Source organism: Alcaligenes sp. MMA (assembly GCF_020907215.1).
Taxonomy (GTDB): Bacteria; Pseudomonadota; Gammaproteobacteria; order Burkholderiales; family Burkholderiaceae_B; genus Alcaligenes; species Alcaligenes aquatilis.
Genome location: NZ_JAJJPP010000004.1, coordinates 175,683 through 198,881, shown reverse-complemented (window position 1 = coordinate 198,881; position 23,199 = coordinate 175,683). Strand labels below are relative to the sequence as shown.

The window sequence follows — 23,199 nt, the reverse complement described above, 5'->3', positions numbered from 1 at the left end:
GAATTTTTGATGGCCAACACCACGGTCTACCAGGCTTTTCGAGACACCGCCCAGAAATGGAGCGACAAGCCCTTTGTATGTACCCTGCCTGAGACCGCCGAGATCTACGGTATTGAAGCGGGCGAGCTGACTTATGGTCAGGCGCTGGAGCGTATCGACGCCTTGCGCGGTGCTTACGCGGTTGCTGGCTACGGCCACGGTCACCGCGTCGGCATCCTGCTGGAGAACCGCCCCGTGTTCTTCCTGCACTGGTTTGCACTGAACAGCCTGGGCGTGTCCATTGTGCCGATCAATCCAGACCTGCGCGCTGCCGAGCTGGAATACCTGATCGGCCATTCGGAAATGATCATGGCCATTGCCCTGCCCAGCCGCCACCAGGATCTGCTGGAAGCGGCTCAGCGAGCCGGTCAGCCCTTTGCCATCATGGCCGATGGCGACATGCCTCCGATGGTAGAGCGCGCCGCTTGCCGCTCCTGTGATATTCCTGATGAAAACAGCGAATGTGCCCTGTTGTACACCTCTGGCACCACAGGCCGCCCCAAAGGCTGCATGCTGGCCAACCAGTACTTCCACTACGCCGGTGAGTGGTACCGCGACATTGGTGGTCTGGCCTCGCTGGAGCACGGCAAAGAGCGCATGCTGACTCCGCTGCCCCTGTTCCATATGAATGCGATGGCCTGCTCGACCATGGCCATGATCAAGACCGGCGGTTGCCTGATTTCTCTGGACCGTTTCCACCCACGCAGTTGGTGGGATTCGGTACGCGAATCCGGTGCAACCGTGGTGCATTACCTGGGCGTGATGCCCGCCATTCTGATGAAGGCCGAGGCCAGCGAAAAAGATCGTCAGCATAGCGTGCGCTTTGGTTTTGGCGCCGGTGTGGATCGCGGTCTGCATCCCCTGTTTGAAGAACGCTTTGGTTTCCCACTGTTGGAAGCCTGGGCCATGACCGAAACTGGCGCCGGTGCCAGCATCATCGCCAATCACGAGCCACGTTTTATTGGCACTTCCTGCTTCGGCAAGGAAATGCCCGTGGTAGAAGTGCTGCTGCGCAAGGACGATGGCGAACCTGCTCAGGCCGGTGAAAACGGTGAGCTGCTGGTGCGCTCGGCGGGTGACAACCCACGCTACGGCTTTTTCTCCGGCTACTGGAAAGATCCAGCGGCGACTGATGAAGCCTGGGAAGGCGGCTGGTTCCACACGGGCGACATTGTTTGCCGTGACGAACAAGGCTACCTGCATTTTGTGGACCGTAAAAAGAATGTGATCCGTCGCAGTGGCGAGAATATCGCTGCCGTGGAAGTGGAAAACATCATGCAGCAGCACCCGCTGGTGCGCTCCATTGCCGTGGCTGCCGTGCCCGACGCCATCCGTGGCGACGAAGTGATGGCGCTGGTGGTGCCGCACAATCCCATCGAAACCCAGGAACAGCGCGAACAGGCTGCCCAGGAAATGGTGCAGTGGGGTCTGACCCAACTGGCCTACTTCAAGGTGCCCGGCTACGTTCTGTTTGTGGATGCCCTGCCGCTGACCTCGACCAACAAGATTCAGCGCGGTGAGTTGAAAACCGTGGCTCTGGCCGCTTTGGAAAACCCGGCCTGCGTGAACACCAATCACCTGAAAAAACGTCAGGAGGCCTGAACCCATGGCCTTGCCGCAAGCAGCCCGCCAGGGCTATGACGATGTGGTGCTGGTTGCTCCGGTGACCATTGCCTACGAGCGCCATTCCGAGCAGACCGCGCATTGGTGGCTGGGTGCGGCATTGGGCCAGTTGCTGGCCCAATCCGGCCTGAAAAAAGCCGATGTTGATGGTGTGTGTGTGTCCAGCTTTACGCTGGGCAGTGACACGGCTGTCGGTGTGATGCAGCATTTTCAAATGAGCCCGCGCTGGCTGGACCACATCCCTATGGGTGGGGCCAGCGGCGTAGTCGCCATGCGCCGTGCGGCGCGTGCCGTGCAGTGTGGTGATGCGTCCATCGTGGCGTGTATTGCGGGCGATACCAATCACCGCGAGTCCTTCAAGAACACGGTGTCGGGCTTCTCGCGTTTCTCGCAGGATGCTGTCTACCCATACGGTGCCGGCGGCCCCAATGCCAGCTTTGCGCTGCTGACGGACTACTATATGCGCCACTACGGTGCCACGCGTGAGGACTTCGGCAAGCTGTGTGTCGCTCAGCGCGACAATGCGCTACGCAATCCGCATGCCCTGATGAAAAAACCGCTGACGCTGGAACAGTACATGGAGGCGCGCGTCATTGCCGACCCCATCCACTTGTTTGACTGCGTGATGCCGTGCGCCGGAGCCGAAGGCTATCTGGTCATGCGTCGTGAGCAGGCCGAAGCACTGGGCCTGCCTTATGTCCGTATCCGCTCCACTATCGAGCGTCACAATGCCTTCCCTGAAGACGCGGTACAGCATCGTGGTGGTTGGGCCATGGACAAGGATGCGTTCTACGAACATGCGGGCCTTACCCCGGCAGACGTGGATTTCATGGAAACCTACGATGACTACCCCGTCATCAACGTCTTGCAGTTTGAAGACCTGGGATTCTGCGCCAAGGGCGAAGGCCCGGCGTTCATTCGCAAGAACACCTTTACCGTGGATGGCACTTTTCCTTTCAACACCAGCGGCGGCCAATTGTCGGTAGGCCAGGCCGGCGCAGCCGGTGGTTATCTGGGCCTGGTCCAGGCGCTGCGCCAACTGACGGATACCGCAGGCGAGACGCAAGTGGCCAATGCCCGCATCGGTTTGGTGTCCGGCTTTGGCATGATTAATTACGACCGGGGCATTTGTACTGCCGCGGCCTTGCTGGAACGGGGGCAGTGATGAGCGATACCCAAATCTTGCCACCGGGCGCACGCAGCGCCACGGCAGCCGGCCTGACCGAGGCCGCCCAGCGCGGCGAATTCGCCCTGCAAGTGTGCCCGTCCTGCGGCACGGTGCAGTATCCCGCCCGCGATGTGTGCGGCCATTGCCTGCACACCACGCTGAACTGGCAGGCCGTTGCCAACACTGGTGTTCTGCAGGCCACGACCACATTGCATCACAGCAACGAACCCTATTTTCAGGCACGACTGCCCTGGCGTATCGGCACCGTAGCCCTGGATTGCGGCCCTTTTGCCATCGCCCACTTGCCCGAAGGTGGGCAGGCCGATGAAAAAGTGCGCCTGAGTCTGGAGCTGGATGCCGGTGGTGTAGCCGTGCTGTTGGCGCGCCCTGCGCCTTGAATTTGCCTGGAGACAATCAAGATGACACAAGCTCACTACACCGCCATTGTGACGGGCGGCAGCACCGGTATTGGTGAAGACATTTGCCGCAAGATGCTCGATCAGGGTTACACCGTGATCAGCATGGCGCGCAATGTGCTGCCCTGGACGCACGAGCGTCTGCACTGTGTGCAGGTGGATTTGCTGGATGCGGCGGCAACCGAGAAAGCCGCCAAGGATATTGCTGAACGGTTTGAAGTGACCCACTTCATCCACAACGCAGGCGTGATCTGGCCCGCCTTGCTGGACGAGGTCAAGCTGGAAGACTTGCAGGGCCTGACCCAGATCCATCTGGGCGCGGCCTTGCAGATTACTCAGGCGGTGGTGCCTGGCATGCGCGAGCGCCACTTTGGTCGCATCGTGCTGATGTCCTCGCGGGGCGCGCTGGGTCTGCAAACCCGTACTGCCTATGCCGCGACCAAGGCTGGCATGTTGGGCATGGCCCGCACCTGGGCGCTGGAACTGGCTGACCAAGGCATTACCGTCAACGTGATTGCCCCTGGCCCCATCACCACCAATATGTTCTACGACGTGGTTGAAGCCGGTAGCGAACGCGAAGCCAAGCTGGCGGCCGCAATTCCTGTGAAGCGCCTGGGCCGTGCCGATGACATCAGCCGCGCCACCATGTTCTTCTCCGATCCTGAAAACAGCTTCATTACGGGCCAGACCCTGTATGTTTGCGGTGGTGCCAGCGTGGGTACGTTGACGATCTGATTGTCGGCTAGCGCGGATCGCCCTTGCGCTTGCATCAGTCATGGTTCACCTTTTGATGACATTGCGATGGATGTCGGTCGCTTCTTCCCCACGAAGAAGGTCACCATGGCAAGTCCGAACGAGGCTGCTGCCAAGAGAAACGTGTGGGAGAAGGCCTCGCCGATGGCGACTCGGGAACTTAAGGCCATCTCTTCATCACCCAGGAGCGAGGCAAAAAGTAGCGGCATCAGTGCTGCGCCGGTCATGAATCCAAGATTGCGTGACAGGCCTATCAGCCCGGAAACCATGCCCCGTTGAGCGTCTGGAGCGGCTGCCATAGTGGCGGTGTTGTTGGCGGCCAAGAACAGTTGAAAGCCCGGCGTTGTTAGTATCAGTGCCATGACGTAGCCGGGAATTCCAACTTGAAGGGGCAGCAGTGCGAAGCAGATCAATCCGCCCGTCGCAAGCACCAGACCAGCAAGCACAATTCGATTGGTGCCGAATCGGTCCGTGAGCTGGCCGGCGGGTACACCGGACAGCGCGGCGGCAGCAGGACCGGCCGCCATTACAAGGCCCGCCATCAGTTCATTCAGGCCAAGGCCAAATGCCAGATAGAAGGGGCCAACCACCAGCGTTGACATCATGATGGCGCTGACAATCAGGTTCATGATCAGTGACGATGCAAGGACTCGATTACCCAACAGGGCCAAGGGCACCAGTGGGTGACTGGCGCGTCGTTGGAAGCCGACAAAGGCCGTCAGCGCGATGGCAGTTGCGGCGAGCAACATCCAGAGCGGAATGGCCATTCCGACCTTGCTGCCAGTGGCGGACATTGCGAAGAACAGCAGTGCCAGGCACAGCCAGAGGCTGCCCATCCAGTCCATACGCGCCGTCGTGGTGGTCGGTCCTTGCTGCTTGGGGATACCGATCGCCGTAATGGCGATCATGCCAAGGGCGCACACAAGCAACAGAACAAAGACCGAGCGCCAACCCAGAAGCTCAATCAAGCCGCCGCCAAGAGAAGGACCCAGCGCGGTCCCGATGGCCGACATGGTTCCTAGCAACCCCATCACCGCCCCCATGCGCTCTTTGGCGATCAGGGCTTTGGCAAGCGACATGGGTAATGCCATCAGGACTGCAGCAGCCAGACCTTGCCCCACCCGGCCCGCGAACAGCCAGCCCAGGTTCGGTGCTACAGCACAAGTGATTGAGGCCAAGGCAAAGAGCACCAGGCCGGAAAGCAGTACACGGCGACTTCCGTACAGATCTCCCAGGCGTCCGGCGGACACGATAGCCACCGTCAGCGAAACCAGATAGGCGAGCACGACCCATTGCACCTGTTGTACCGAGGCCGAGAAGACGGAAGCCAATGTTGGGAGTGCCACCGTCGTGACACTGATGCCCAGTGAGGCTAGCAGAATGGAGCCCGCCAGTGCGGCCAAAGCGAGCTTGTTGCCAGGTGGAAACGTCGGTTCTTTCATGTGTCTGACCCTTGATCTAGGCTTGGTTGCCAGCTAGTATCCAACTTCAAGTCAACTTGAAGTCAAGCATGAACCTCATTGATATCGGCATACTTTCAAAGACCAGTGGTGTCGCCACATCGACTCTGCGCTATTACGAGGAAATCGGCCTGATCCGATCCGTTACCCGAAACGGATTGCGTCGGCAGTACCGTGAGGACACACTCGTGCAGCTCGCTTTGATTGCCTTGGGCAAGAGTGCGGGTTTTTCGCTGGAAGAGATTGGTAGCATGTTTGACAAGGATCGAAAGCCAAACCTGCCCAGATCTACATTGAGTGAGCGTGCCGATGAACTCGATCGTCAGGCACAAAGACTGAAGACCTTGAGCAACATGCTGCGGCACGTTGCAGAATGCCCCGAGCCATCTCATCTGGAGTGCTCCAGATTTCAGAAGTTGCTTCGCGCGGCTTGCCCTACAGAGGCTGCCAGGGACGTGTTGCGACACGCTGTCAGAGAAAGTGATGCGTAACCCTTCACATTATTGAAAATATCTGGCCCGGCCCTTCAAAAGGGGAATATGGGTATCTAACTTCCAGCGTGATAGTCCTTGTTTTTACACAGGACAAGGGCTTTCGTTTGTGACTACCTTTCTTACTATGTGAGACCGACGCTCCAAATCCATGATTTTGGATGGAATTAAGGGTTTCTTTCTATTTACCTGCATTGGTTCATCTATAAACTATTTAGAACAAAAATATAACAATGCTCGCCGGTTTTTCGGGGGGCATGATGACCCAAAAAACAGGCCTACGCAGGCCAGAAAGAGTGGAGCTGTAATGAACGACGATCTGCCAGGAATGGAGCTGGTGCGTTCACGTGGAGTAGTACGGGTTGTAGAGACAATTCTGGATACTGCCTGTGTGGTCATCTTGATCCTGATGACTGGTGTCACGACCGTGGACGTGATTGGCCGGTATGTATTTCATGCCCCCTTGCTGGGAGCCTATGAGGCCAGCGAGATCTTGCTGGGCGTGCTGATTTTTGCGGCCTTGCCCCGCGTGACCTGGCATCAGCAACACCTGACTGTCAGTCTGTTGGATGCCTGGCTGGGGCCGTGGGCACGACGGGTGCAGCAATGCCTGATCAATATTCTCTCTACCCTCATGTTGGCCGTGCTGACCGTGTATCTGTGGCACCGGGCCAATGAGCTGGCTGAGTATGGTGATATGAGCAATGCCCTGCAAGTGCCTATTGCGCCGTTTGCCTATGCCATCTCGATCATGACCGGCATCGCAGCGTTGGCTGCCTTGCTGCAGATTTTTCGCTCCCCTCGCCGATAAAGACGGAGTTGTTTCATGTTGATTTCTATTATCGGACTGCTTGTCCTGTTGGCTAGCTTGTTCATGGGTTTGCCCATTGCGTGGGGGATGCTGCTGGTTGGAACGGTGGGTTTTGCCCAGTTCACGGGCATGGAAGCGGCCCTGATCATGGCCGCGCAAACCAGCTTTGACACTGCCATGAGCTACAGCTTTACGGTGCTGCCGCTGTTTATTCTGATGGGTAATCTGGTCAATGCGTCGGGCCTGTCCAAAGACCTGTACAAAGCAGCCCACGCATTTATTGGTCACTTGCGTGGTGGCTTGGCGATGGCCACGATTGTTGCCTGTGGTGCCTTCAGTGCGCTCTGTGGTTCCAGTATGGCGACCACGGCTGCCATGGGCCGCGTGGCCATGCCCAATATGCGCAAATATAACTACGATGATCGTCTGGCCACGGGCAGTATTGCCGCCGGCGGCACACTGGGTATTTTGATTCCGCCCAGCGTCATGATGGTGGTCTATGGGATCTTGACCGAAACCGACATCGGCAAGCTGTTTGCCGCCGGTTTTTTGCCCGGCCTGATCGCCATGTTGATGTACCTGGTGACGGTCACCATCATTACTGCCATCAATCCTAATCTGGGCCGTCCGGGCGAGAAAGCCAGTTGGCGTGAACGCTTTGAGGCGACCAAAGGGGTGATGGCCATTACGGTGCTGTTCATCGTCATCATGGGCGGTATTTACGGGGGGGTGTTCACCCCGACTGAAGCGGCTGGTATTGGCGCGGCTGCCACTTTTTTGCTGACCTTGAAGCGTCGTGGCTGGCAGCCGCGCATGTATTTGACGGTGCTGATCGAGGCCGCCCAGACCACCGCCATCATGTTCGCTTTGGTGATCGGGGCTTTGGTTTTTACCAACTTTCTGTCAGTGGCCGGTTTGCCCAGTGAATTGCTCAGTTTCATCGAGGGCTTGGATGTCTCCCCGATTGCGGTGATTTTGATCATTTGCCTGATTTATCTGGTGTTGGGCTGTTTTCTGGAAACGATGTCCATGGTCATGCTGACCGTGCCCATCTTTTATCCGATTGTGGCCTCGCTGGGTTTTGATCTGGTGTGGTTCGGGGTGATTGTGGTGGTGGCCGCTGAAATCAGCCTGATTACCCCGCCGCTGGGATTGAATATTTTCATGATCAAGAACGTGATGTCTGATGTCTCCCTGGGCACGATTATTCGGGGTGTGACACCTTTTGTTCTGACCGATATTGCTCGCTTGTTGTTGCTGGTGTTTGTTCCCTGGATTGTTCTGGTTATTCCGAACAGTATGTAAAAGCGGCCCGGATGCCGTTGTGATCCGGGCAGCAGTAAAAGTCGCCGGGCGTGCAGGTCCAGGACCTGTTTCATGTTCCGTCGGGCGGTCAGAAAGCCGGGCTGCAGTGGCCCGGCAGCAAAATAATTTACGAGGAGTCGAGATGCGTGTTTTCAAGAAATTGGCCTTGAGCCTGGGCCTGGCTGCCGCAGCCTTGGCGCCGACCCTGCCGTCGGTTGCCGCCGAAGTCACTACCTTGCGTTTTTCGCAGTGGATGCCGCCCGGTCACTTTATCGTGACCAATATGTTCGAGCCCTGGGCACAGGAAGTGGAAAAGGTGACAGAGGGCCGTGTCAAGGTGGAGTTCATCAATGCCCTGGGCAAACCCCAGGCCCATCTGGACTTGGTCCGTAACGGTATTGCAGATCTGGGTATGTCGGTACACAGCTACACCGCCAACCGTTTCCCATTGATCGAGTTTGCCGAATTGCCTTTCACAACAGATGACGGCGGCGTGAACTCGGTCGCCTACTGGCGTACCTATGAAAAGTTCATGATGGATGCCAACGAGCACAAAGGCGTGAAACTGTTAGGTATGTGGACCAGTCCCGCTACGGTCATTTTTACCCGCAAGGAAGATGTGCAAAGCATCGAGGATCTGGACGGCCAGAAGTTGCGCTCGCCCAGCCCGCTGTTCGATGCCATTGGCAAAGCCTTGGGTATTGTGACGGTGAATGCGCCGGCCTCAGACAGCTATGAAATGCTGTCGCGTGGTGTGATTGACGGCATGTATTTCCAGTACGACCAACTGGATAACTGGAAGCTGGACAAGCTGATCAAGACAGCGGTTTCTGTTCCTGGCGGGTTTGGTAAATCCAGTCAATACCTGTTCATGAACGAGCGTAAATGGAAGAGTCTGTCCGAGGCTGATCGTGCGGCCATCGAGAAGATCAGTGGCGAGTGGATTGCCAACGATTTCGGTTCCAAATGGCAGGCTGCCGAGCAGCAAGCTATTGAAAAGCACACGGCAGCGGGCTTGAAGACGCTGCGCATCGAAGGCGAGGCGGGCGATAAGCTCAAGGAACGTCTGGCTTTTGTGGAAGAGGACTGGATCAAAGCCGCAGACAAAAAGGGCATTGACGGTAAAGCCGCGCTGGCCTACTTCCGTGAGCAGATCAAAGAGCTGAGCGCTGCCAAGTAATACGCAGCAAGAGACACACTACAGTTTTGGCCCCGCTTTCCTTTGGGAAGGCGGGGTTTTTTTATGTTTTTTTGGGGGCTGTGGTGAGGGTGGAGGATAGGCAGCCGGGTTGCTGCTGCAGTCCTGGTCGACGTTTCTCTCTGTAAAACGCCGCTTCAGGCCCGCCGGAGCCTGAAGCGGCTTGTAGCGGAGTAAATGCGCAAGTTTTACAGCTTCAGGGGGCGGGTGGGGGTGCCCCTGTCTCCAGGTCATAGTACTGATGGACGGCATATTCGTTGATCACCGCTTTGCTCCCGTAGTATCGGGCCATGGCTTTGGGGTTGAAGTGCATATCAAAGCGATCCCGCGAGCGCAAAGTGGGTAGGAAATAATACTTCGGCAGTGCGACATGCTGGCGCTGATGCTGGTGGGCATCGACCAAGAGCGCGCGCCGCACCTGATCCTGCTCCCAGGTACCGTGATAACTGCGTAACATGAGGCCGCTGGATACCAGCCAGAGTGTGCCGCAGACTCCTAAAGTCACCAACAGGCTGCGCCGCATAGGGATGGCGCGCTGCCCTTGCGCCAATAAATCATGCGCATAAATAGACAGGGCCACCAGCAGATACATCAAGCCGCCATTCAAGGCTCGCTTGGGGATATTGGGCGCCAAAACCAGAATGGCATTGGCTAGAAGTGACGCGCCAATGAGCAGCCATATTGCCCGGCGTGCTGATTCAGAGCTGGCAGGCCCTGCGGCAAAACGCCAAACCAGCATCACCAGAATGACCCCCCAGTAACGCAGTATCGCGTCCGGGAAACGACGAGCAAAGTGCTCCCCAATGCGCCATAACAAAGGCTGGTCGTACCAATGGGCAAAGAACTCTGCGCGTATTTGATTGCCCGGTGCCAGGACCAGTACGGTGATCCCCAGCCCCATACAGAGCAACCAAACCAGATGCCATGGGCTTAGCGAGCCTGTGCGCTGATAGTGCCTCAGGCTCAGATACGCGAGCAAGCCCCAACTGATAATCCCGGTGTTCTCATTGGAGCAACCGGCCAGCACGCCCAGAATGCAGAGCGCCAAGCCTGTGACGACAGAGGGCCTGCCTTTTTGCAAATACCACACAAAGGCCAGTGCAAAGCCAAAGTTGAACAGATTGGGCCACAGGTAGTTGGCAGCCCCTACCAACCAGAAGGTGGTTTGTCCCAGATTGGGATTGACCAGCCAATACAAGGTAAAGACCAGCAGCAGCAAAGAGGGGCGCAAGGCTCTTCCAGCCAGTTGCGCGCCGAGCGCCGTCAGTACCGTGATCAGGCCTAGCAGGGCTGCCGTATTCAACGTGGCTTTCAGCCACCCCGGGGCTAGGTTGAGCATGGCGCTCGAGAGCGTGTCCGAGACCAGTCGACCGCTCCATTGCAGGTAATGTTGTTTGATCGACGTCCACGCAATGCCTTTGTTGGCGTAGTTGAAGTCGTCCGAAATCATGGGGGTGAGCCAGTAAAGGGTCCATGTCGCCATGACGGCCAGCATTGAAAACAGAACAAAGGCCCAGGCACCGGAACGGCGGCTGAATAAAGGCTGGCCGAATCGGGATTCAGCAAAAGAGAGATTGGGGCTCATCGGTATGAAGAGACGAAGGTGTGGCCAGGTCCACGACGACGGTATGACACATCGTTCGCTGCTCTGGATGTGGAGGTCGCGGTGATAGTACTTATTCATCGCGCGAGAAGCGAGGAAATTATGTCTGGTAAGCGTTGAAACACAGCGTTTAACGGCCTTGCTGATCGCCATCCTTTAAATCTAAACCAAATCGGGGTTTTCCCTGCTTTTGCGGCTTCTTGCGCTTATTGGCTAGGTGCTGCGCAAAGTGGATATACCGGCACAAACGGCACTTCTACCATTGGCCTCATCGTCATACCTAAAAAACAAAAGGAGAACGGACGTGGGGGACATCAATAAAACAATAGCAGCCGTTGTACTGGGAGCAGGCGCATTGGGCGCCGGTCCAGCCTATGCCATTGAGGGTAATGGCCTGCCTATTTATCCCGACGGTTTGGAAAATTTCATGAGTGGCGCTTTGCCACCACCCGGTGTGCACTTGCTGATGTACGGCGGTGCCATGCGTTACGACTCGGTGCGTGACCAGAACGGTGACAAGTTGCCTATTCCCGACTTCAAAGTGGATGTGGCGATGGTTGCGCCTCGTTTGGTTTGGGTGACGGACCAGCAAGTGTTGGGTGGCCAATTGGCGTTCCACGCGCTGGCCCCCTTGCTGACCGTCAAGGCGCAAGCCGCTGGCCAGTCCCAGCGCCGCAGTGGTCTGGGTGATGTGGTGTTTGGTCCTGCTCTGGGTTTTCATCCCAGCGAGAAGATGCACTACATCCTGGGCGTGGACTTTGTCGCCCCTACCGGCCGCTACAAGGTGACCGACAGCGCCAACCTGGGCCGCAACTACTGGGCCATTCAGCCTGCTGCTGCGTTCAGCTACACGCAGCCCAGCGGCATCAACTGGGATTTGAAGATGATGGTGGACTTCAACTTCCGTAACAGTGACACCGAAACCCGTACGGGTAAAGCCATTCACGCGGATTACGCCGTGGGCTGGGGTTTTGGCAATGGTCTGGTGCTGGGGGTGGGTGGTTACGCCTATCAACAGATTGAAAGTGACCGTGGCCCGATGGCTGGCGATAGCAAGGCACGTGCCTTTGCCATTGGTCCCAGCCTGCGTTACGCCAATGAGAAAGGTCTGCTGATTACGGCCAAGTACCAGCAGGATCTGGGCGTGCGTGGCCGTCCTGAAGGAAAACAATTTTTTGTAAAAGTGGCGGTGCCTTTCTAAGGCCCGCGGCAGGAGAGCGACATGAAAGGACTGAAGGATAAGGTAGTCATCGTGACCGGCGGCGCAACGCGTGTTGGCGCAGGCGTGGTCGAGGTGCTGATGGGCTACGGCGCACGTGTGGCCGTGTTTGATATTGATGCCGCAGGTGGCCAGCAAGCCGTGGGCAACGATGCCGCCAAAGCCAAATTCTGGGAAGTGGACATCACCAGTGATCAAAGCCTGAATGCCGCTATTGAGCAGGTCAAGGCGCATTTTGGTCGTGTGGATGGCCTGGTCAATCTGGCCTGTTCCTATCTGGATGAGGGCATGGCCTCCAGCCGTGAGGACTGGCTCAAGGCATTGGACATCAACCTGGTCAGCGCGGTGCAAGCGGCCAAGGCTGTGCGCCCCTTGTTGCCGCGTGGTGGCTCCATCGTCAACTTCACGTCCATTTCATCGTCGATCGCACAAACCGGACGCTGGTTGTACCCGGTCTCCAAGGCCGCCTTGTTGCAACTGACGCGCAGCATGGCGCTGGACTTTGCTCCAGACGGTATCCGCGTCAACTCGGTCTCGCCCGGCTGGATCTGGTCGCGGGTGATGGACGAGCTGACTGGCGGCGATCGCGCCAAAACCGACCGCGTGGCCTCGGCATTTCACATGCTGGGCCGTGTGGGTGATCCCCAGGAAGTCGGTGAAGTTGTCTCCTTCCTGTTGTCGGATTCCGCCAGTTTCGTGACCGGTGCCGATTATGCCGTGGATGGCGGCTATTCGGCCATGGGCCCCGAGCAAGGTGTACCCGCCATTCCCAAATTGGCTGAATAAGAAAAACCGGGATGCCGCTACGGTGGCGTCCCTCGCTCCCTCAGAAGGAAAAAAATCATGCGTAAAGTTGCTATTGTGGGCGCTGGCCAAGCTGGCATGCCCGTTGCATTTGGCCTTTTGGCCCAGGGCTACGACGTAGCCGTTTTCACCAACCGTGGTCCTGACGATATTCGTGGTGGCCGCGTAATGTCCAGCCAGTGCATGTTTGCCGAGGCGCTGGACGTCGAGCGCCGTCTGGGTTTGAACTTCTGGGATGACGAATGCCCACCTGTACAAGGTATCGGCTTTGCCCTGCCCAACCCCGAGCAGCCTGACACCAAGGCCGTGGATTGGAGTGCTCGTCTGGACCGTGAAGCTCAAGCTACCGACCAGCGCGTGAAAATGCCTTACTGGCTGGAATTGTTCGAGCAGCGCGGCGGCAAGCTGATCATGGAAGACGTGGGCGTGGCCGAGTTGGAGCGCATCACTCAGGAATATGATCTGACCATGCTGGCGGCCGGTAAAGGCGAAGTGGTCAAACTGTTCGAGCGTGACGATCAGCGCTCCATGTACGACAAGCCCCAGCGCGCTCTGGCCCTGACTTACGTACACGGTCTGGAGCCTACGCCCGAATATTCGCGTGTGTCCTTCAACTTCATCCCAGGTGTGGGCGAATACTTTGTGTTCCCATCGCTGACCTTGTCCGGCCCTTGCGACATCATGGTGTTTGAAGGCGTGCCCGGTGGCCCATTGGATCGCTTCCGCGATGCCAAGACGCCTGAAGCGCACCTGGAGCAAAGCGTGTCCTTCCTGCGTGAATTTTTGCCTTGGGAAGCCGATCGTGCCCGCAATGTGGAACTGACCGATGCCCAGGGTTACCTGTCCGGCGCTTTCCCTCCCACGGTACGCAAACCCGTGCTGACGCTGCCGTCGGGCCGTATGGTGCTGGGTCTGGGCGATGCTGTGGTTGTGAACGACCCGATTACCGGCCAGGGCTCCAACAATGCGGCCAAAGCCGCCCAGGTATATCTGGACAGCATCTTGCAGCGCGGTGAAGGCGCGTTTGATCGTAACTGGATGCAGGAAACGTTCGAGCGTTACTGGGATTACGCCAACCTGGTCGTGCGCTGGACCAACTCCATGTTGAAGCCGCCAACCGACTCCTCGTTTGCCTTGTTGACCTCGGCCCAGCAATCGCCTGCCCTGGCCCATTTCCTGGCCAACAGCTTTAACCACCCGCCAGTTCTGTTCCCGGCCTGGGAAGATCTGAGTGCCGCTCAGGCATTGATCGAGAAGACTCGCAGCCAATCTGTGGCCGCCTGATAGATAGTATTCAAGGAGACGTATCATGACCCCCACCGCAACGCTGCAAGACTGCCCGTCCCAAACCGCTGAGCAGCGGCAGGCCGTGTCTGCCCAAGCGTTGGCAGCCGCTGACGCCAAACCCACACCGTCCAATCTGAATGTGGTCGATAGCCGTGCGTTTCGCCAGGCACTGGGCCATTTTCCAACGGGTGTGGCCATTGTCACGACTCGTTGTCCCGATGGCCGGGCGGTGGGTCTGACCATCAATTCCTTTACCTCCCTGTCGCTGGAGCCGCCTTTGGTGATGTGGAGCTTGGTGAATCATTCGCCCAGCCTGGAGGTTTTTGAAAACTGCAGCCACTTTGCCATCAACGTGATCAGCCAGGAGCAAGTGCCCGTGGCCCTGGGTTTTGCCAATTCTCAGGTCAAGGACAAGTTCTCGCTGGTCTCTCATGTGGATGGGGAAGAAGGTGTGCCACTGCTGGACGATTGTGTGGCGACCTTTGTGTGCGAGAACTACCGTCAACATGAAGGCGGCGATCACACCTTGTTTATTGGCCGTGTGGTGCGCCACACCACCTTGACCGAACATGAACCGGCGGTGTTTCACCGTGGCCGTTTCGCCAACCTGACAACGCCTAGCGGAGACCGTTGAAATGAGTGACGCGCACAGCGCTGATGTTGTCATTGTCGGCAGCGGGATGAACTCCCTGACCTGCGCTGCCTTGTTGGCGCAACGGGGTTTGTCGGTCACGGTGCTGGAGCGCAACGCCGTGGCCGGGGGGTGTATCCGTACGCAGGAGCTGTTCCCCGGTTTCACTCACGATGTGTTGTCCAGTTGGTATCCCCTGTTCATGGGGGGCGCTTCTTATGCCGCCCTGGCCGAACCCTTGGCCAAGGCCGGTTTGGAGTTTGTCAAAGGCCAGTACAGCACGGGTCTGGCAATTCCTGGTGGTCCTAGTCTGGCTTTGCGCCAGGATATGGACGACACGGTGCGTCGTTTCAATGATTTGATGCCCGGTGAAGGCGATGCCTTGGGGGCGATGGCGGCACGTATGTTTGGCCCGGATGCCGGTCTGGTGTTTGGGTTGCTAGGCGGTGAGCCTTACCGCTGGCCCATGGCCAAACTGGCGTTTGGCGCCTGGCGGGAACGGGGTCTGGACGGTTTGATGTCCTTTGGCTCGCAAGCCCTGGAAAGCTTCCGGCGCTGGGCCATGCGCGATCTGCGCAGCGACCTGGCTCGCGCCATGATTGCTCCCTGGGTGTTGCATAGCGGCTTGGGCCCGGATGAGGCCAGCTCGGCCCTGATCGGCAAACTGACTTTCAGCGCCGTGGTCAGCGGTGGTATGCCGGTGGTCAAAGGCGGCAGTTACCAGATTGTGGAAGCCTTTACCCGCATTATTGAAGATGCTGGTGGCGCGGTACTGACTCATTCCCATGTGGATCGCGTGTTGGTGCAAGGCAATAAAGCCATCGGGGTGTGTGTCGGCACGCAGCGCTACCTGGCCCGCCGGGCGGTGGTGTGCAATGTGACGCCCGGTCAGCTTTACGGCGACTTGTTGCCGGAAGTTGAACCCGAGCTGTTGAAGTCCGCCCAGGATTATCACTATGGTCGCGGCGGCATGCAAATTCACTTTGCCTTGAATTCCCCACCCGACTGGGTGGATCCGGAACTGTGCCATGTACCCATGGTTCACGTGACGGAAAGCATGGAGCAGGTGTGCTCCTCCGTGGTGACGGCCAGCAATGGCTACCTGCCTGCCAAACCGACCTTGGCCGTGGGCCAGCCGGTGGCGGTGGATGTAACTCGCGCACCGGAAGGACATTGGATCTTATGGGTGCAAATGCAGGAGCTGCCGCGCCATATCAAAGGTGATGAGGCGGGCGAGATTTCTGTGCCGGCGGATGGTCGCTGGAATGAAGCCGTGCGCGAGGCGATGGCTGACCGTGTACAGGCCCGTCTGGAAACCGTTATGCCCGGTCTGGCTGGCAAGATCATCGGGCGACATAGCGTCAGCCCGGCGGATCTGGAAGCCTTGAATATGAATCTGGTGGGAGGTGACCCGTATAGCGGTGTGTGCTCACCCGATCAGTTCTTTTTCATGCGCCCTTTTGCCGGACACAAGAACGCGCGCAGCGGCACGACGCCCTGGCGCAATCTGCATCAAATTGGTGCAGCGGTGCATCCGGGCCCTGGCCTGGGTGGTCAATCCGGCTATCTGGCCGCCCAGCGTATCTTGAAGGGGTGACAGGACGAATGAGGCGGTCCGCTTAGTGCTGACCGCCGCGCACTCGTTGCAGGGTTTCGCTAGGCGTTTCGCCAAAGCGGCTGCGGTATTCGGCGCTGAATCGGCCTTGGTGTGCAAAGCCCCAGCGCATGGCCAGATCAGCCAGCGTCAGATGAGGCTCGTTGGAGTGGATCAGTTCGTGGCGTAGACGGTCCAGCCGCACTTGGCGCAGATATTGCATGGGGCTGACGCCATAGTGCTCCTTGAAGGCTTGTTGCAAGGTACGCGAGCTGACGCCAGCGATGGTGCTGAGCTCGTCCACCGTGACGGGCAAATGGGCCTGTTCATGCAGATGGCTGGCGACTTTCTTAAGATGGCGCGGCAAGATGCGGGTGGGGTTCAGCGCCTGAATTTGAGCCGGTGGGTGCAGATCCAGCAGGGTCGTCACCGCCAATTGCTCCAGCTGGTTGATTATCAGCGGGGAGCGTCGGATGTACTCGTAGTTGCGGGCACAGTCCAGCACGTAGCGCAGCATGATCTGCCAGGAAGGTTGGGTGTGAGCCTGCAGGCGTACCGGAAACAGCAGGCCTTGCGGGCCGACATCCAGACCCAGACCACGGGCAGCCTGTTCCACCAGATTGCGGTCTATCTTGAGCATTAATTGCTCATTATTGGCGTGCCAGACCATATCCACGTCCTCGTTGGGGTTCAGGATCGTGGCGGCGTAGGGGCTGGAGTCCACGGTTTGGCCACCGCAGCGGATTTTGGCGGTGCCGTATTGGGGCATCTGAACCAGGTAAAACCCGGCCAGGTGATCAGGCTGTATGTGTACGTCGGCGCCATAGCCCAGGCGGCTCAAGGCGACCTGACCAAACTGGGCATGGCGCAGTCGGGTTTGCAGGGTCTGATCGGCACGTAGCTGCTTGAGCTGGTGCGATTTGAACATGTCGCTGACAGATTTGCGCACGTGTTCCAGGTCAGCAGACGCTACACGTGCCCAGTGATCGGGCTTATTTTCCATGTTTCATGTGCCTAGATGGTTCTGAAAGGCAGGAAGGAGACGTAAAACCTTGAGTTTCAACGGTTTGCAGCAGCTTTATTTTAGTTGTAAAGTATATCAGTGGGCCACCGGGATTTCCCGCAGTCCTGTTTAGTTTGTTGTGTTTATTAACAGAGGGAACCGTGCAGAAAGACTTTCACTTTTATGAACCCACTCAAGGCCATGGACTGCGCCACGACCCGATCAGTTCTATTGTGGGGCCCCGTGTTATCGGTTGGATCGGCACCAAAAGCAAGGACGGCGTGCTGAATCTGGCCCCCTACAGTTTCTGCAATGTGTTCAACTACCGCCCGCCTGTCATCGCATTTTCCAGCGTAGGCTACAAAGACAGCGTGCGCAACGCCATTGAAACCGGCGTCTTTACCTGGAACCTGGCGTCGCGTGATCTGGCCGAGCCAATGAACATGACCAGTCTGGAACAGGATGTGCGCGAGTTTGAAGTTGCGGGCCTGACGCCTGCGGACTCTCGACTGATTGATGCCCCCCGCGTGGGCGAGAGCCATGCCTCGCTGGAGTGCAAGGTGACGACGCACTTTCAATTGAAGGATTCGGAAGGCAAGGACCTGAACACCTGGATGGTGCTGGGCGAAGTGGTGGGTGTGCATGTCTCGCCCAACTGTATCGTGGATGGCATTTACCGCACCGCGATCCCACGTCCGATTCTGCGTGGCGGTGGTCCTGGCGATTACTTTGAAATTACCGACCTGACCTTGTTCGATATGCCGCGTCCCAAGTCCTGATAGCAGGGTTGTAGTCAGAAGCTGCTGGTTGGCGGCTTCATTGGAGTGACTGCCAATGCATAACGGCGCCAAAAGGCGCCGTTTGCTTTATGTCTGCTCAGGGTGTGGCCGAAGTCTTTGGGCTGTTTTGCCTGTTGATGTACATTCGGCTGTCTGGCGTTCTGGCGGCCCGGCGATCCGGCGATCCGGCGATCCGGCTTTTCGATGTTTCCGTCGTGTCGCAGTCTGGCAGGCTCAGCGAACCTACCGCTTCGCGATTGCTCGGTGACTGGACGATCCAACCGACCCAAGGGGCAGAATAGCCAGTCACAGCCCCGTCAAACTGCTCTGCGTGCCGTAGACGGGCATCTTAGCCCTTTGACGAACCACCTGCCGCCAGGAATTGCGCCAGACGAGGGCTGCGTGGCGATACCAGCACTTCTTCCGGTGGGCCTTCTTCTTCGATCTGGCCTTCGTGCAGGTACACCACCTTGCTGGAGACGTTGCGGGCAAAGCTCATTTCGTGGGTAACGACCACCATCGTGCGCCCTTCTTCGGCCAAATTCTGCATAACGCGCAAGACTTCGCCCACCCGTTCCGGGTCCAGTGCCGAGGTCGGCTCGTCAAACAACATGACTTCGGGTTCCAGTGCCAGCGCACGGGCAATGGCCACACGCTGTTGCTGGCCGCCGGACAAGAAGGCGGGGTATTGCTTGGCCAGATCGCGCGACAGGCCTACCTTGTCCAGATACAGTTCGGCTTTGGCAATGGCCTGAGCCTTGTCCATTCCCTGCACATGAATAGGCGTGGCGGTAATGTTCTCCAGCACTGTCATGTGGGACCACAGGTTGAAGTGCTGGAACACCATGGCCAGGCTGGTACGCAGGCGCTTGAGCTGTTGTTTATCGACTGCAACCAGTTCGCCCGTTTTAGGGTCCAGACGGGTTTTCAGCTCCTCGCCCTTGATGACGATACGGCCCGAGTTGGGCGCTTCCAGAAAGTTGATGCAACGCAGGAACGTACTTTTGCCCGAGCCACTGGAACCGATCAGGCTGATGACATCGCCCGGCTCCGCGCTTAGAGAGACTCCCTTGAGGACCTCCAGGGTGCCATAGCGTTTGTGAATATTCTCGATGAGCAGGTTGGGCATGGAAAGCGGTATCGTATTGAAAATAAAAAAGACCGGTGCGACGCGGCAGAGGGGATTACAGCACAGACTGGCCGCCAGGCAAATCATTGGGCTTGTGGTTTTCCCGTACAAATCTGTGGGTCTAAACGGATTTGGGCGCATTTCTGGGTTTATGATGCAGTCTTTCCCGCAGCCCTGATCGGGCTAAGGGCGTAGCGCAAGCCGCGTTTTAGCCAAGTTTAGGTGTCCGTTTTTAGGGGACCTGTTTCTAGAGAGTGTTGTCATGAAAAAAGTGGTTCGTGCCAAGCTGCATGGTATCAAGGTGACCGGTGCCGACTTGAACTATCACGGGTCGATCACCCTGGATCCGGAAATCTGCGAACAAGCGGGCATTTTACCCATGGAGTTTGTGGAAATCTGGAATAAGGACAGCGGTGCCCGTATTTCTACCTACGTGATCTTCGGTGAACCCGGTTCGCGCTGTGTAGTCCTGAATGGCGCGGCGGCTCGTACCTGTCAAAAAGGCGATACCGTCATCATCTGCGCAACCGAATACGTGATGAACTCCGAAGACCTGTATTCCCTGCGCCCTACCGTGCTGACCTTCACGCCAGAAAACGAAGTGGACGAAGTCATGCACTACGAAGTGGCCAAGACCGCCCAGCGCGATTACGACTTTCGCGTGGTGCGTGACGACCGCCCTCGTGGTGCCGAGCGTCCTCTGGCCCGTGTGGATGTGGACGCCCTGTCTGCTGACTTGCGCTCCCGTGGCCTGGACGATCGCGCCATTGCTGACATTTTGTCCTGCCATCTGGCCGATTTCGCGCCTGCGACTCAAAACTGATATTTTTGCGCCGGGCCGCAATGGTCCGGCTGCTCATTAGAACATCATCACCCTGGGTATTTTCCAGCCCTGCTTTCCGACCAGGAAAGGTGTGTTGCTCAAGAATAATCAGCGGTCAAAAAAACGCTGCAGCCACTGCCAAAGGCAGTAGATGCAGCGTTTTTTACATCAGGCCTGATCGCGCCCTTCTTCTACAGCATGGCAAGCCACTTCGTGCTGCCCGGTTTGCAGCAAAGCCGGGGCTTCGCGGCGGCAGCGATCATTGGCCAGCGGGCAGCGTGGATGGAAGGTACAGCCTGATGGCGGGTTCAGCGGGTTGGGCACTTCCCCTGCTACCGGAATGCGACTTTTGCCCGCCCCGCTCATGTCGGGAATGGCTCCCAGCAACATGCGCGTGTAGGGGTGGCGAGGCTGCGCGAACAGGTCATCGCGTGGCGCAATTTCCACAATCCGGCCCAGATACATCACGCCAACCCGGTCGGCGACGTGGTGTACCACGGCCAGGTTGTGCGAGATGAACAGGTAGGTCAGGCCCAACTCGCGCTGCAAGTCCTTCATCAGGTTCAGTACCTGTGCCTGCACTGACACGTCCAGCGCCGAGGTCGGCTCGTCACAGACGATAAATTCAGGCTGCAGGGCCAGCGCACGGGCAATGGAAATACGCTGGCGCTGGCCGCCGGAGAACTGGTGCGGGTAACGCTGAGCGTCGCTGGGGTTCAACCCTACTTGCGTCAGCAGCTCGGCTACTTTGGCCTCTTGCTGGGCGCTGCTCATGTCGGTGTGCGTGACCAGTGGTTCGGCAATGATGCGGCCCACGCGCCAGCGAGGATTCAGGCTGGCATAGGGGTCCTGGAAAATCATCTGACGGCGTTTGCGCATGGCCTTCTGGCTGGCCTTGTCCATGGTTTGCAGGGACTGGCCATCAAACAGAATCTCGCCACGTGTCAGCGAATACAGACCCGTCAGCAAACGGGCCACGGTAGATTTGCCACAGCCGGACTCACCCACCAGTGCCAGCGTTTCACCCTTGTTCAAGGTGAAACTGACGCCATCGACCGCCCGCAGGTTGACTTTGGGTTTGCGGTAAACCAGACGTTCCAGCAAGGGCGGGGACACATCAAACCAGCAGGCAGCGTCCTTGACCTGGACCAGGGCTTGTTTAGGGGCGCTCATGCGGACTCCTGTGCATGCAGCCAACAGGCCGCCTGTGTTTGTGGGGGAACAGGCAACAGCTCGGGGCGTTCGACCAGGCAACGATCAAAACGGCGGTCACAACGCGGATTAAAGGCACAGCCCGGCGGGATGGCGTTCAGGCGCGGCATGCTGCCGGGGATTTGTTCCAGACGTTCCAGTCCGGCGTGCAGATTGGGGATGGAACGCATCAAGCCACGGGTATAGGGGTGGCTGGGTTTCTGGATCACATCCTGAACAGGGCCAATTTCGATAATGCGACCGGCGTACATCACGGCCACGCGGTCGGCAGTCTCGGCAATCACCCCCATATCGTGGGTAATCAACATGACCGAAGTGCCTTGCGAGCGACAGAGTTTTTTCAGCAGGTCGATGATCTGCGCCTGAATGGAGACGTCCAGCGCAGTGGTGGGTTCGTCCGCCACGATCAGCTTGGGCTCGGCCGCCAGTGCCAGCGCAATCACGACCCGTTGGCGCATACCGCCAGAGAACTGATGCGGATAGTGGTCGATACGCTCGCGCGCTGCCGGAATGCCGGTGGCTTCCAGCAGTTCGATGGCGCGTTCCCGTGCCTGTTTCCAGGACAGGGGCAGGTGCGTGACGATGGTTTCAGCCAGTTGATGGCCCACGGTGTAGAGCGGGTTCAGCGAGGTCAGCGGGTCCTGGAAGATCGCGCCAATTTTGCGGCCACGAATCTTGCGCATCTGGTCCTGGTTCAGATTGTCGATGCGCTCGCCTTCCAGCAGGATCTGGCCGCCGCTGATGCGACCAGGGGCATCGAGCAAACCAATAATGGAGGAACCCGTCAGGGACTTGCCGGCGCCCGATTCGCCCACCACACCCAGCACTTCACCGGGGGCGATGGAAAAGGACACATGATCCAGGGCTTGGAGCACCCCACGCCGGGTCGGAAATTCGACACACAGGTCTTGGACAGTTAAGAGTGCAGTCATGGCTTAGCTCAATTTGGGGTTCAGGGCGTCACGCAACCAGTCGCCCAGGAGGTTGACCGACAGCACCAGCAGCACCAGCATCAGGCCAGGGAAAATCGTGATCCACCATTCGCCCGAGAACAGGAAGTCGTTACCGACCCGGATCAGGGTGCCCAGGGAGGGCGAGGTGGCCGGCACGCCGACACCCAGAAAGGACAGCGTGGCTTCGGTAATGATGGCAGTGGCCAGATGCACGGTGGCCAGCACCAGCACGGGGCCCATCACATTGGGCAGCACATGGCTGAACATGATGCGTGGCGAGGACACGCCAATAACGCGGGCAGCCTGCACGTATTCACGGTTTTTTTCCACTAGCGTGGAGCCGCGCACGGTACGGGCATATTGCGGCCAACCGGCCAGTGCAATGGCCCCGATCAGTACCGGAAAGGCGACCACATCGTGCATGCTTAAGGGGAACACCGCACGGGCCACACCGTCGATCAGCAAGGCAATCAGAATGGCTGGAAAGGACAACTGCACATCGGCCACCCGCATGATGAAGGCATCCACACGGCCACCGGAGTAACCGGCCAGCAGGCCCAGCACAATGCCGACCACCATGGACAGAGCCACCGAGGCCAGACCGATCAGCAAGGAGGTGCGCGTCCCGTACAACAGGGCTGAATACAGGTCACGACCCTGGCTGTCTGTTCCCAACCAGTATTGGGGCGAGCCGTTCTCCGACCAGGCCGGTGCCAGCAAGGCATCCATCAGGTCGATGGAGGTCAGATCGAACGGGTCGTAGGGGGCCACCCAGCGGGCACCCAATGCACCGATAAACAGCAGCAAGGCCATGATGGTAGCCGCGATGGCCACGGGGGAATGACGCCAGGACCAGACCAGATCGCTATCCCAGGCGGTTTTCAATTTAGCGAACATA

The 23,199-nt window shown here is 58.1% G+C and carries 22 protein-coding genes; 15 read left to right on the top strand and 7 right to left on the bottom strand.

All coding sequences use genetic code 11. The features are described 5' to 3' along the window. Nucleotides 1-9: 9 nt before the first annotated feature. Genes LNA76_RS17100 through LNA76_RS17085 form a run of 4 tightly spaced genes read left to right on the top strand, consistent with a single transcriptional unit; the run spans nt 10 to nt 3,981 of the window. On the top strand, nt 10-1,641 hold the full coding sequence (locus tag LNA76_RS17100; RefSeq protein WP_094195172.1) for an AMP-binding protein: 1,632 nt from the start codon (nt 10-12) through the stop codon (nt 1,639-1,641). Between the two features lie 4 nt (nt 1,642-1,645). Next, a complete protein-coding gene (locus LNA76_RS17095) occupies nt 1,646-2,827 on the top strand; it encodes a thiolase family protein (protein ID WP_230019525.1) in 1,182 nt (393 codons plus the stop codon). Further along, a complete protein-coding gene (locus tag LNA76_RS17090; RefSeq protein ID WP_230019524.1) occupies nt 2,827-3,228 on the top strand; it encodes a Zn-ribbon domain-containing OB-fold protein in 402 nt (133 codons plus the stop codon). Before LNA76_RS17095 ends, LNA76_RS17090 begins: the two co-directional genes overlap by 1 nt. Nucleotides 3,229-3,249: 21 nt before the next feature. Then, entirely contained in the window at nt 3,250-3,981 is a 732-nt protein-coding gene (locus LNA76_RS17085) for an SDR family NAD(P)-dependent oxidoreductase (RefSeq protein ID WP_125277289.1), read from the top strand. A 38-nt stretch (nt 3,982-4,019) separates the two neighbouring features. Here the strand turns inward: LNA76_RS17085 and LNA76_RS17080 are convergent, their stop codons facing one another. Further along, nucleotides 4,020-5,441 carry an MFS transporter gene (locus LNA76_RS17080; RefSeq protein ID WP_108727032.1) on the bottom strand — a complete coding sequence of 474 codons (1,422 nt, stop codon included), beginning with the start codon at nt 5,439-5,441 and terminating at the stop codon, nt 4,020-4,022. A gap of 68 nt (nt 5,442-5,509) precedes the next feature. On the opposite strand from LNA76_RS17080, the gene LNA76_RS17075 reads away from it, so the two are divergent. The 4 genes from LNA76_RS17075 to LNA76_RS17060 all read left to right on the top strand — a co-directional run bounded on the left by LNA76_RS17075 (nt 5,510) and on the right by LNA76_RS17060 (nt 9,246). Beyond that, the gene (locus LNA76_RS17075) at nt 5,510-5,950 is read left to right on the top strand and encodes a helix-turn-helix domain-containing protein (RefSeq protein WP_094195177.1); all 441 of its coding nucleotides are present in this window, start codon (nt 5,510-5,512) and stop codon (nt 5,948-5,950) included. Between the two features lie 307 nt (nt 5,951-6,257). Then, nucleotides 6,258-6,761, top strand: a complete 504-nt coding sequence (locus tag LNA76_RS17070; protein ID WP_094195178.1) for a TRAP transporter small permease — start codon at nt 6,258-6,260, stop codon at nt 6,759-6,761. 15 nt (nt 6,762-6,776) lie between these two features. After that, nucleotides 6,777-8,066, top strand: coding sequence for a TRAP transporter large permease (locus LNA76_RS17065; protein ID WP_094195179.1), 1,290 nt, complete (start codon nt 6,777-6,779; stop codon nt 8,064-8,066). Nucleotides 8,067-8,208: 142 nt separating this feature from the next. Further along, nucleotides 8,209-9,246, top strand: coding sequence for a TRAP transporter substrate-binding protein (locus LNA76_RS17060; protein ID WP_094195180.1), 1,038 nt, complete (start codon nt 8,209-8,211; stop codon nt 9,244-9,246). Nucleotides 9,247-9,460: 214 nt separating this feature from the next. Here the strand turns inward: LNA76_RS17060 and LNA76_RS17055 are convergent, their stop codons facing one another. Next, nucleotides 9,461-10,849, bottom strand: coding sequence for a DUF6056 family protein (locus tag LNA76_RS17055; RefSeq protein ID WP_230019523.1), 1,389 nt, complete (start codon nt 10,847-10,849; stop codon nt 9,461-9,463). Between the two features lie 331 nt (nt 10,850-11,180). Here LNA76_RS17055 and LNA76_RS17050 point away from each other — a divergent pair, with 331 nt between their 5' ends. From LNA76_RS17050 to LNA76_RS17030, 5 genes are read left to right on the top strand one after another with little or no spacing between them, the layout of a single operon-like run. Then, entirely contained in the window at nt 11,181-12,068 is an 888-nt protein-coding gene (locus tag LNA76_RS17050) for a SphA family protein (RefSeq protein WP_094198222.1), read from the top strand. A gap of 21 nt (nt 12,069-12,089) precedes the next feature. Beyond that, nucleotides 12,090-12,872, top strand: coding sequence for an SDR family oxidoreductase (locus LNA76_RS17045; protein WP_094195182.1), 783 nt, complete (start codon nt 12,090-12,092; stop codon nt 12,870-12,872). Nucleotides 12,873-12,929: 57 nt separating this feature from the next. Continuing rightward, nucleotides 12,930-14,174, top strand: a complete 1,245-nt coding sequence (locus tag LNA76_RS17040) for a styrene monooxygenase/indole monooxygenase family protein (RefSeq protein ID WP_094195183.1) — start codon at nt 12,930-12,932, stop codon at nt 14,172-14,174. A gap of 25 nt (nt 14,175-14,199) precedes the next feature. Continuing rightward, a complete protein-coding gene (locus LNA76_RS17035; RefSeq protein WP_123050694.1) occupies nt 14,200-14,811 on the top strand; it encodes a flavin reductase family protein in 612 nt (203 codons plus the stop codon). 1 nt (nt 14,812) lies between these two features. Beyond that, nucleotides 14,813-16,405: a phytoene desaturase family protein gene (locus LNA76_RS17030; protein WP_230019522.1), complete on the top strand. Its 1,593-nt coding sequence runs from the start codon at nt 14,813-14,815 to the stop codon at nt 16,403-16,405. 22 nt (nt 16,406-16,427) lie between these two features. Here LNA76_RS17030 and LNA76_RS17025 read toward each other — a convergent pair whose 3' ends face one another. Continuing rightward, nucleotides 16,428-17,405 carry an AraC family transcriptional regulator gene (locus LNA76_RS17025; protein WP_094195186.1) on the bottom strand — a complete coding sequence of 326 codons (978 nt, stop codon included), beginning with the start codon at nt 17,403-17,405 and terminating at the stop codon, nt 16,428-16,430. A 161-nt stretch (nt 17,406-17,566) separates the two neighbouring features. On the opposite strand from LNA76_RS17025, the gene LNA76_RS17020 reads away from it, so the two are divergent. After that, on the top strand, nt 17,567-18,184 hold the full coding sequence (locus LNA76_RS17020) for a flavin reductase family protein (protein WP_094195187.1): 618 nt from the start codon (nt 17,567-17,569) through the stop codon (nt 18,182-18,184). A 349-nt stretch (nt 18,185-18,533) separates the two neighbouring features. Here the strand turns inward: LNA76_RS17020 and LNA76_RS17015 are convergent, their stop codons facing one another. Next, nucleotides 18,534-19,313, bottom strand: a complete 780-nt coding sequence (locus tag LNA76_RS17015) for an ABC transporter ATP-binding protein (RefSeq protein WP_094195188.1) — start codon at nt 19,311-19,313, stop codon at nt 18,534-18,536. A gap of 262 nt (nt 19,314-19,575) precedes the next feature. Between LNA76_RS17015 and panD the strand changes: the two genes are divergently transcribed. Beyond that, nucleotides 19,576-20,136: an aspartate 1-decarboxylase gene (gene panD / locus LNA76_RS17010; protein WP_094195190.1), complete on the top strand. Its 561-nt coding sequence runs from the start codon at nt 19,576-19,578 to the stop codon at nt 20,134-20,136. A 168-nt stretch (nt 20,137-20,304) separates the two neighbouring features. Here panD and LNA76_RS17005 read toward each other — a convergent pair whose 3' ends face one another. Genes LNA76_RS17005 through LNA76_RS16995 form a run of 3 tightly spaced genes read right to left on the bottom strand, consistent with a single transcriptional unit; the run spans nt 20,305 to nt 23,198 of the window. Continuing rightward, entirely contained in the window at nt 20,305-21,309 is a 1,005-nt protein-coding gene (locus LNA76_RS17005) for an ABC transporter ATP-binding protein (RefSeq protein WP_042484890.1), read from the bottom strand. Further along, nucleotides 21,306-22,280 (bottom strand): ABC transporter ATP-binding protein, encoded by a 975-nt coding sequence (locus tag LNA76_RS17000; protein ID WP_026483910.1) that lies wholly within the window; start codon nt 22,278-22,280, stop codon nt 21,306-21,308. Before LNA76_RS17000 ends, LNA76_RS17005 begins: the two co-directional genes overlap by 4 nt. 3 nt (nt 22,281-22,283) lie before the next feature. Then, nucleotides 22,284-23,198 (bottom strand): ABC transporter permease, encoded by a 915-nt coding sequence (locus LNA76_RS16995; RefSeq protein WP_121737647.1) that lies wholly within the window; start codon nt 23,196-23,198, stop codon nt 22,284-22,286. Nucleotide 23,199 lies beyond the last annotated feature (1 nt).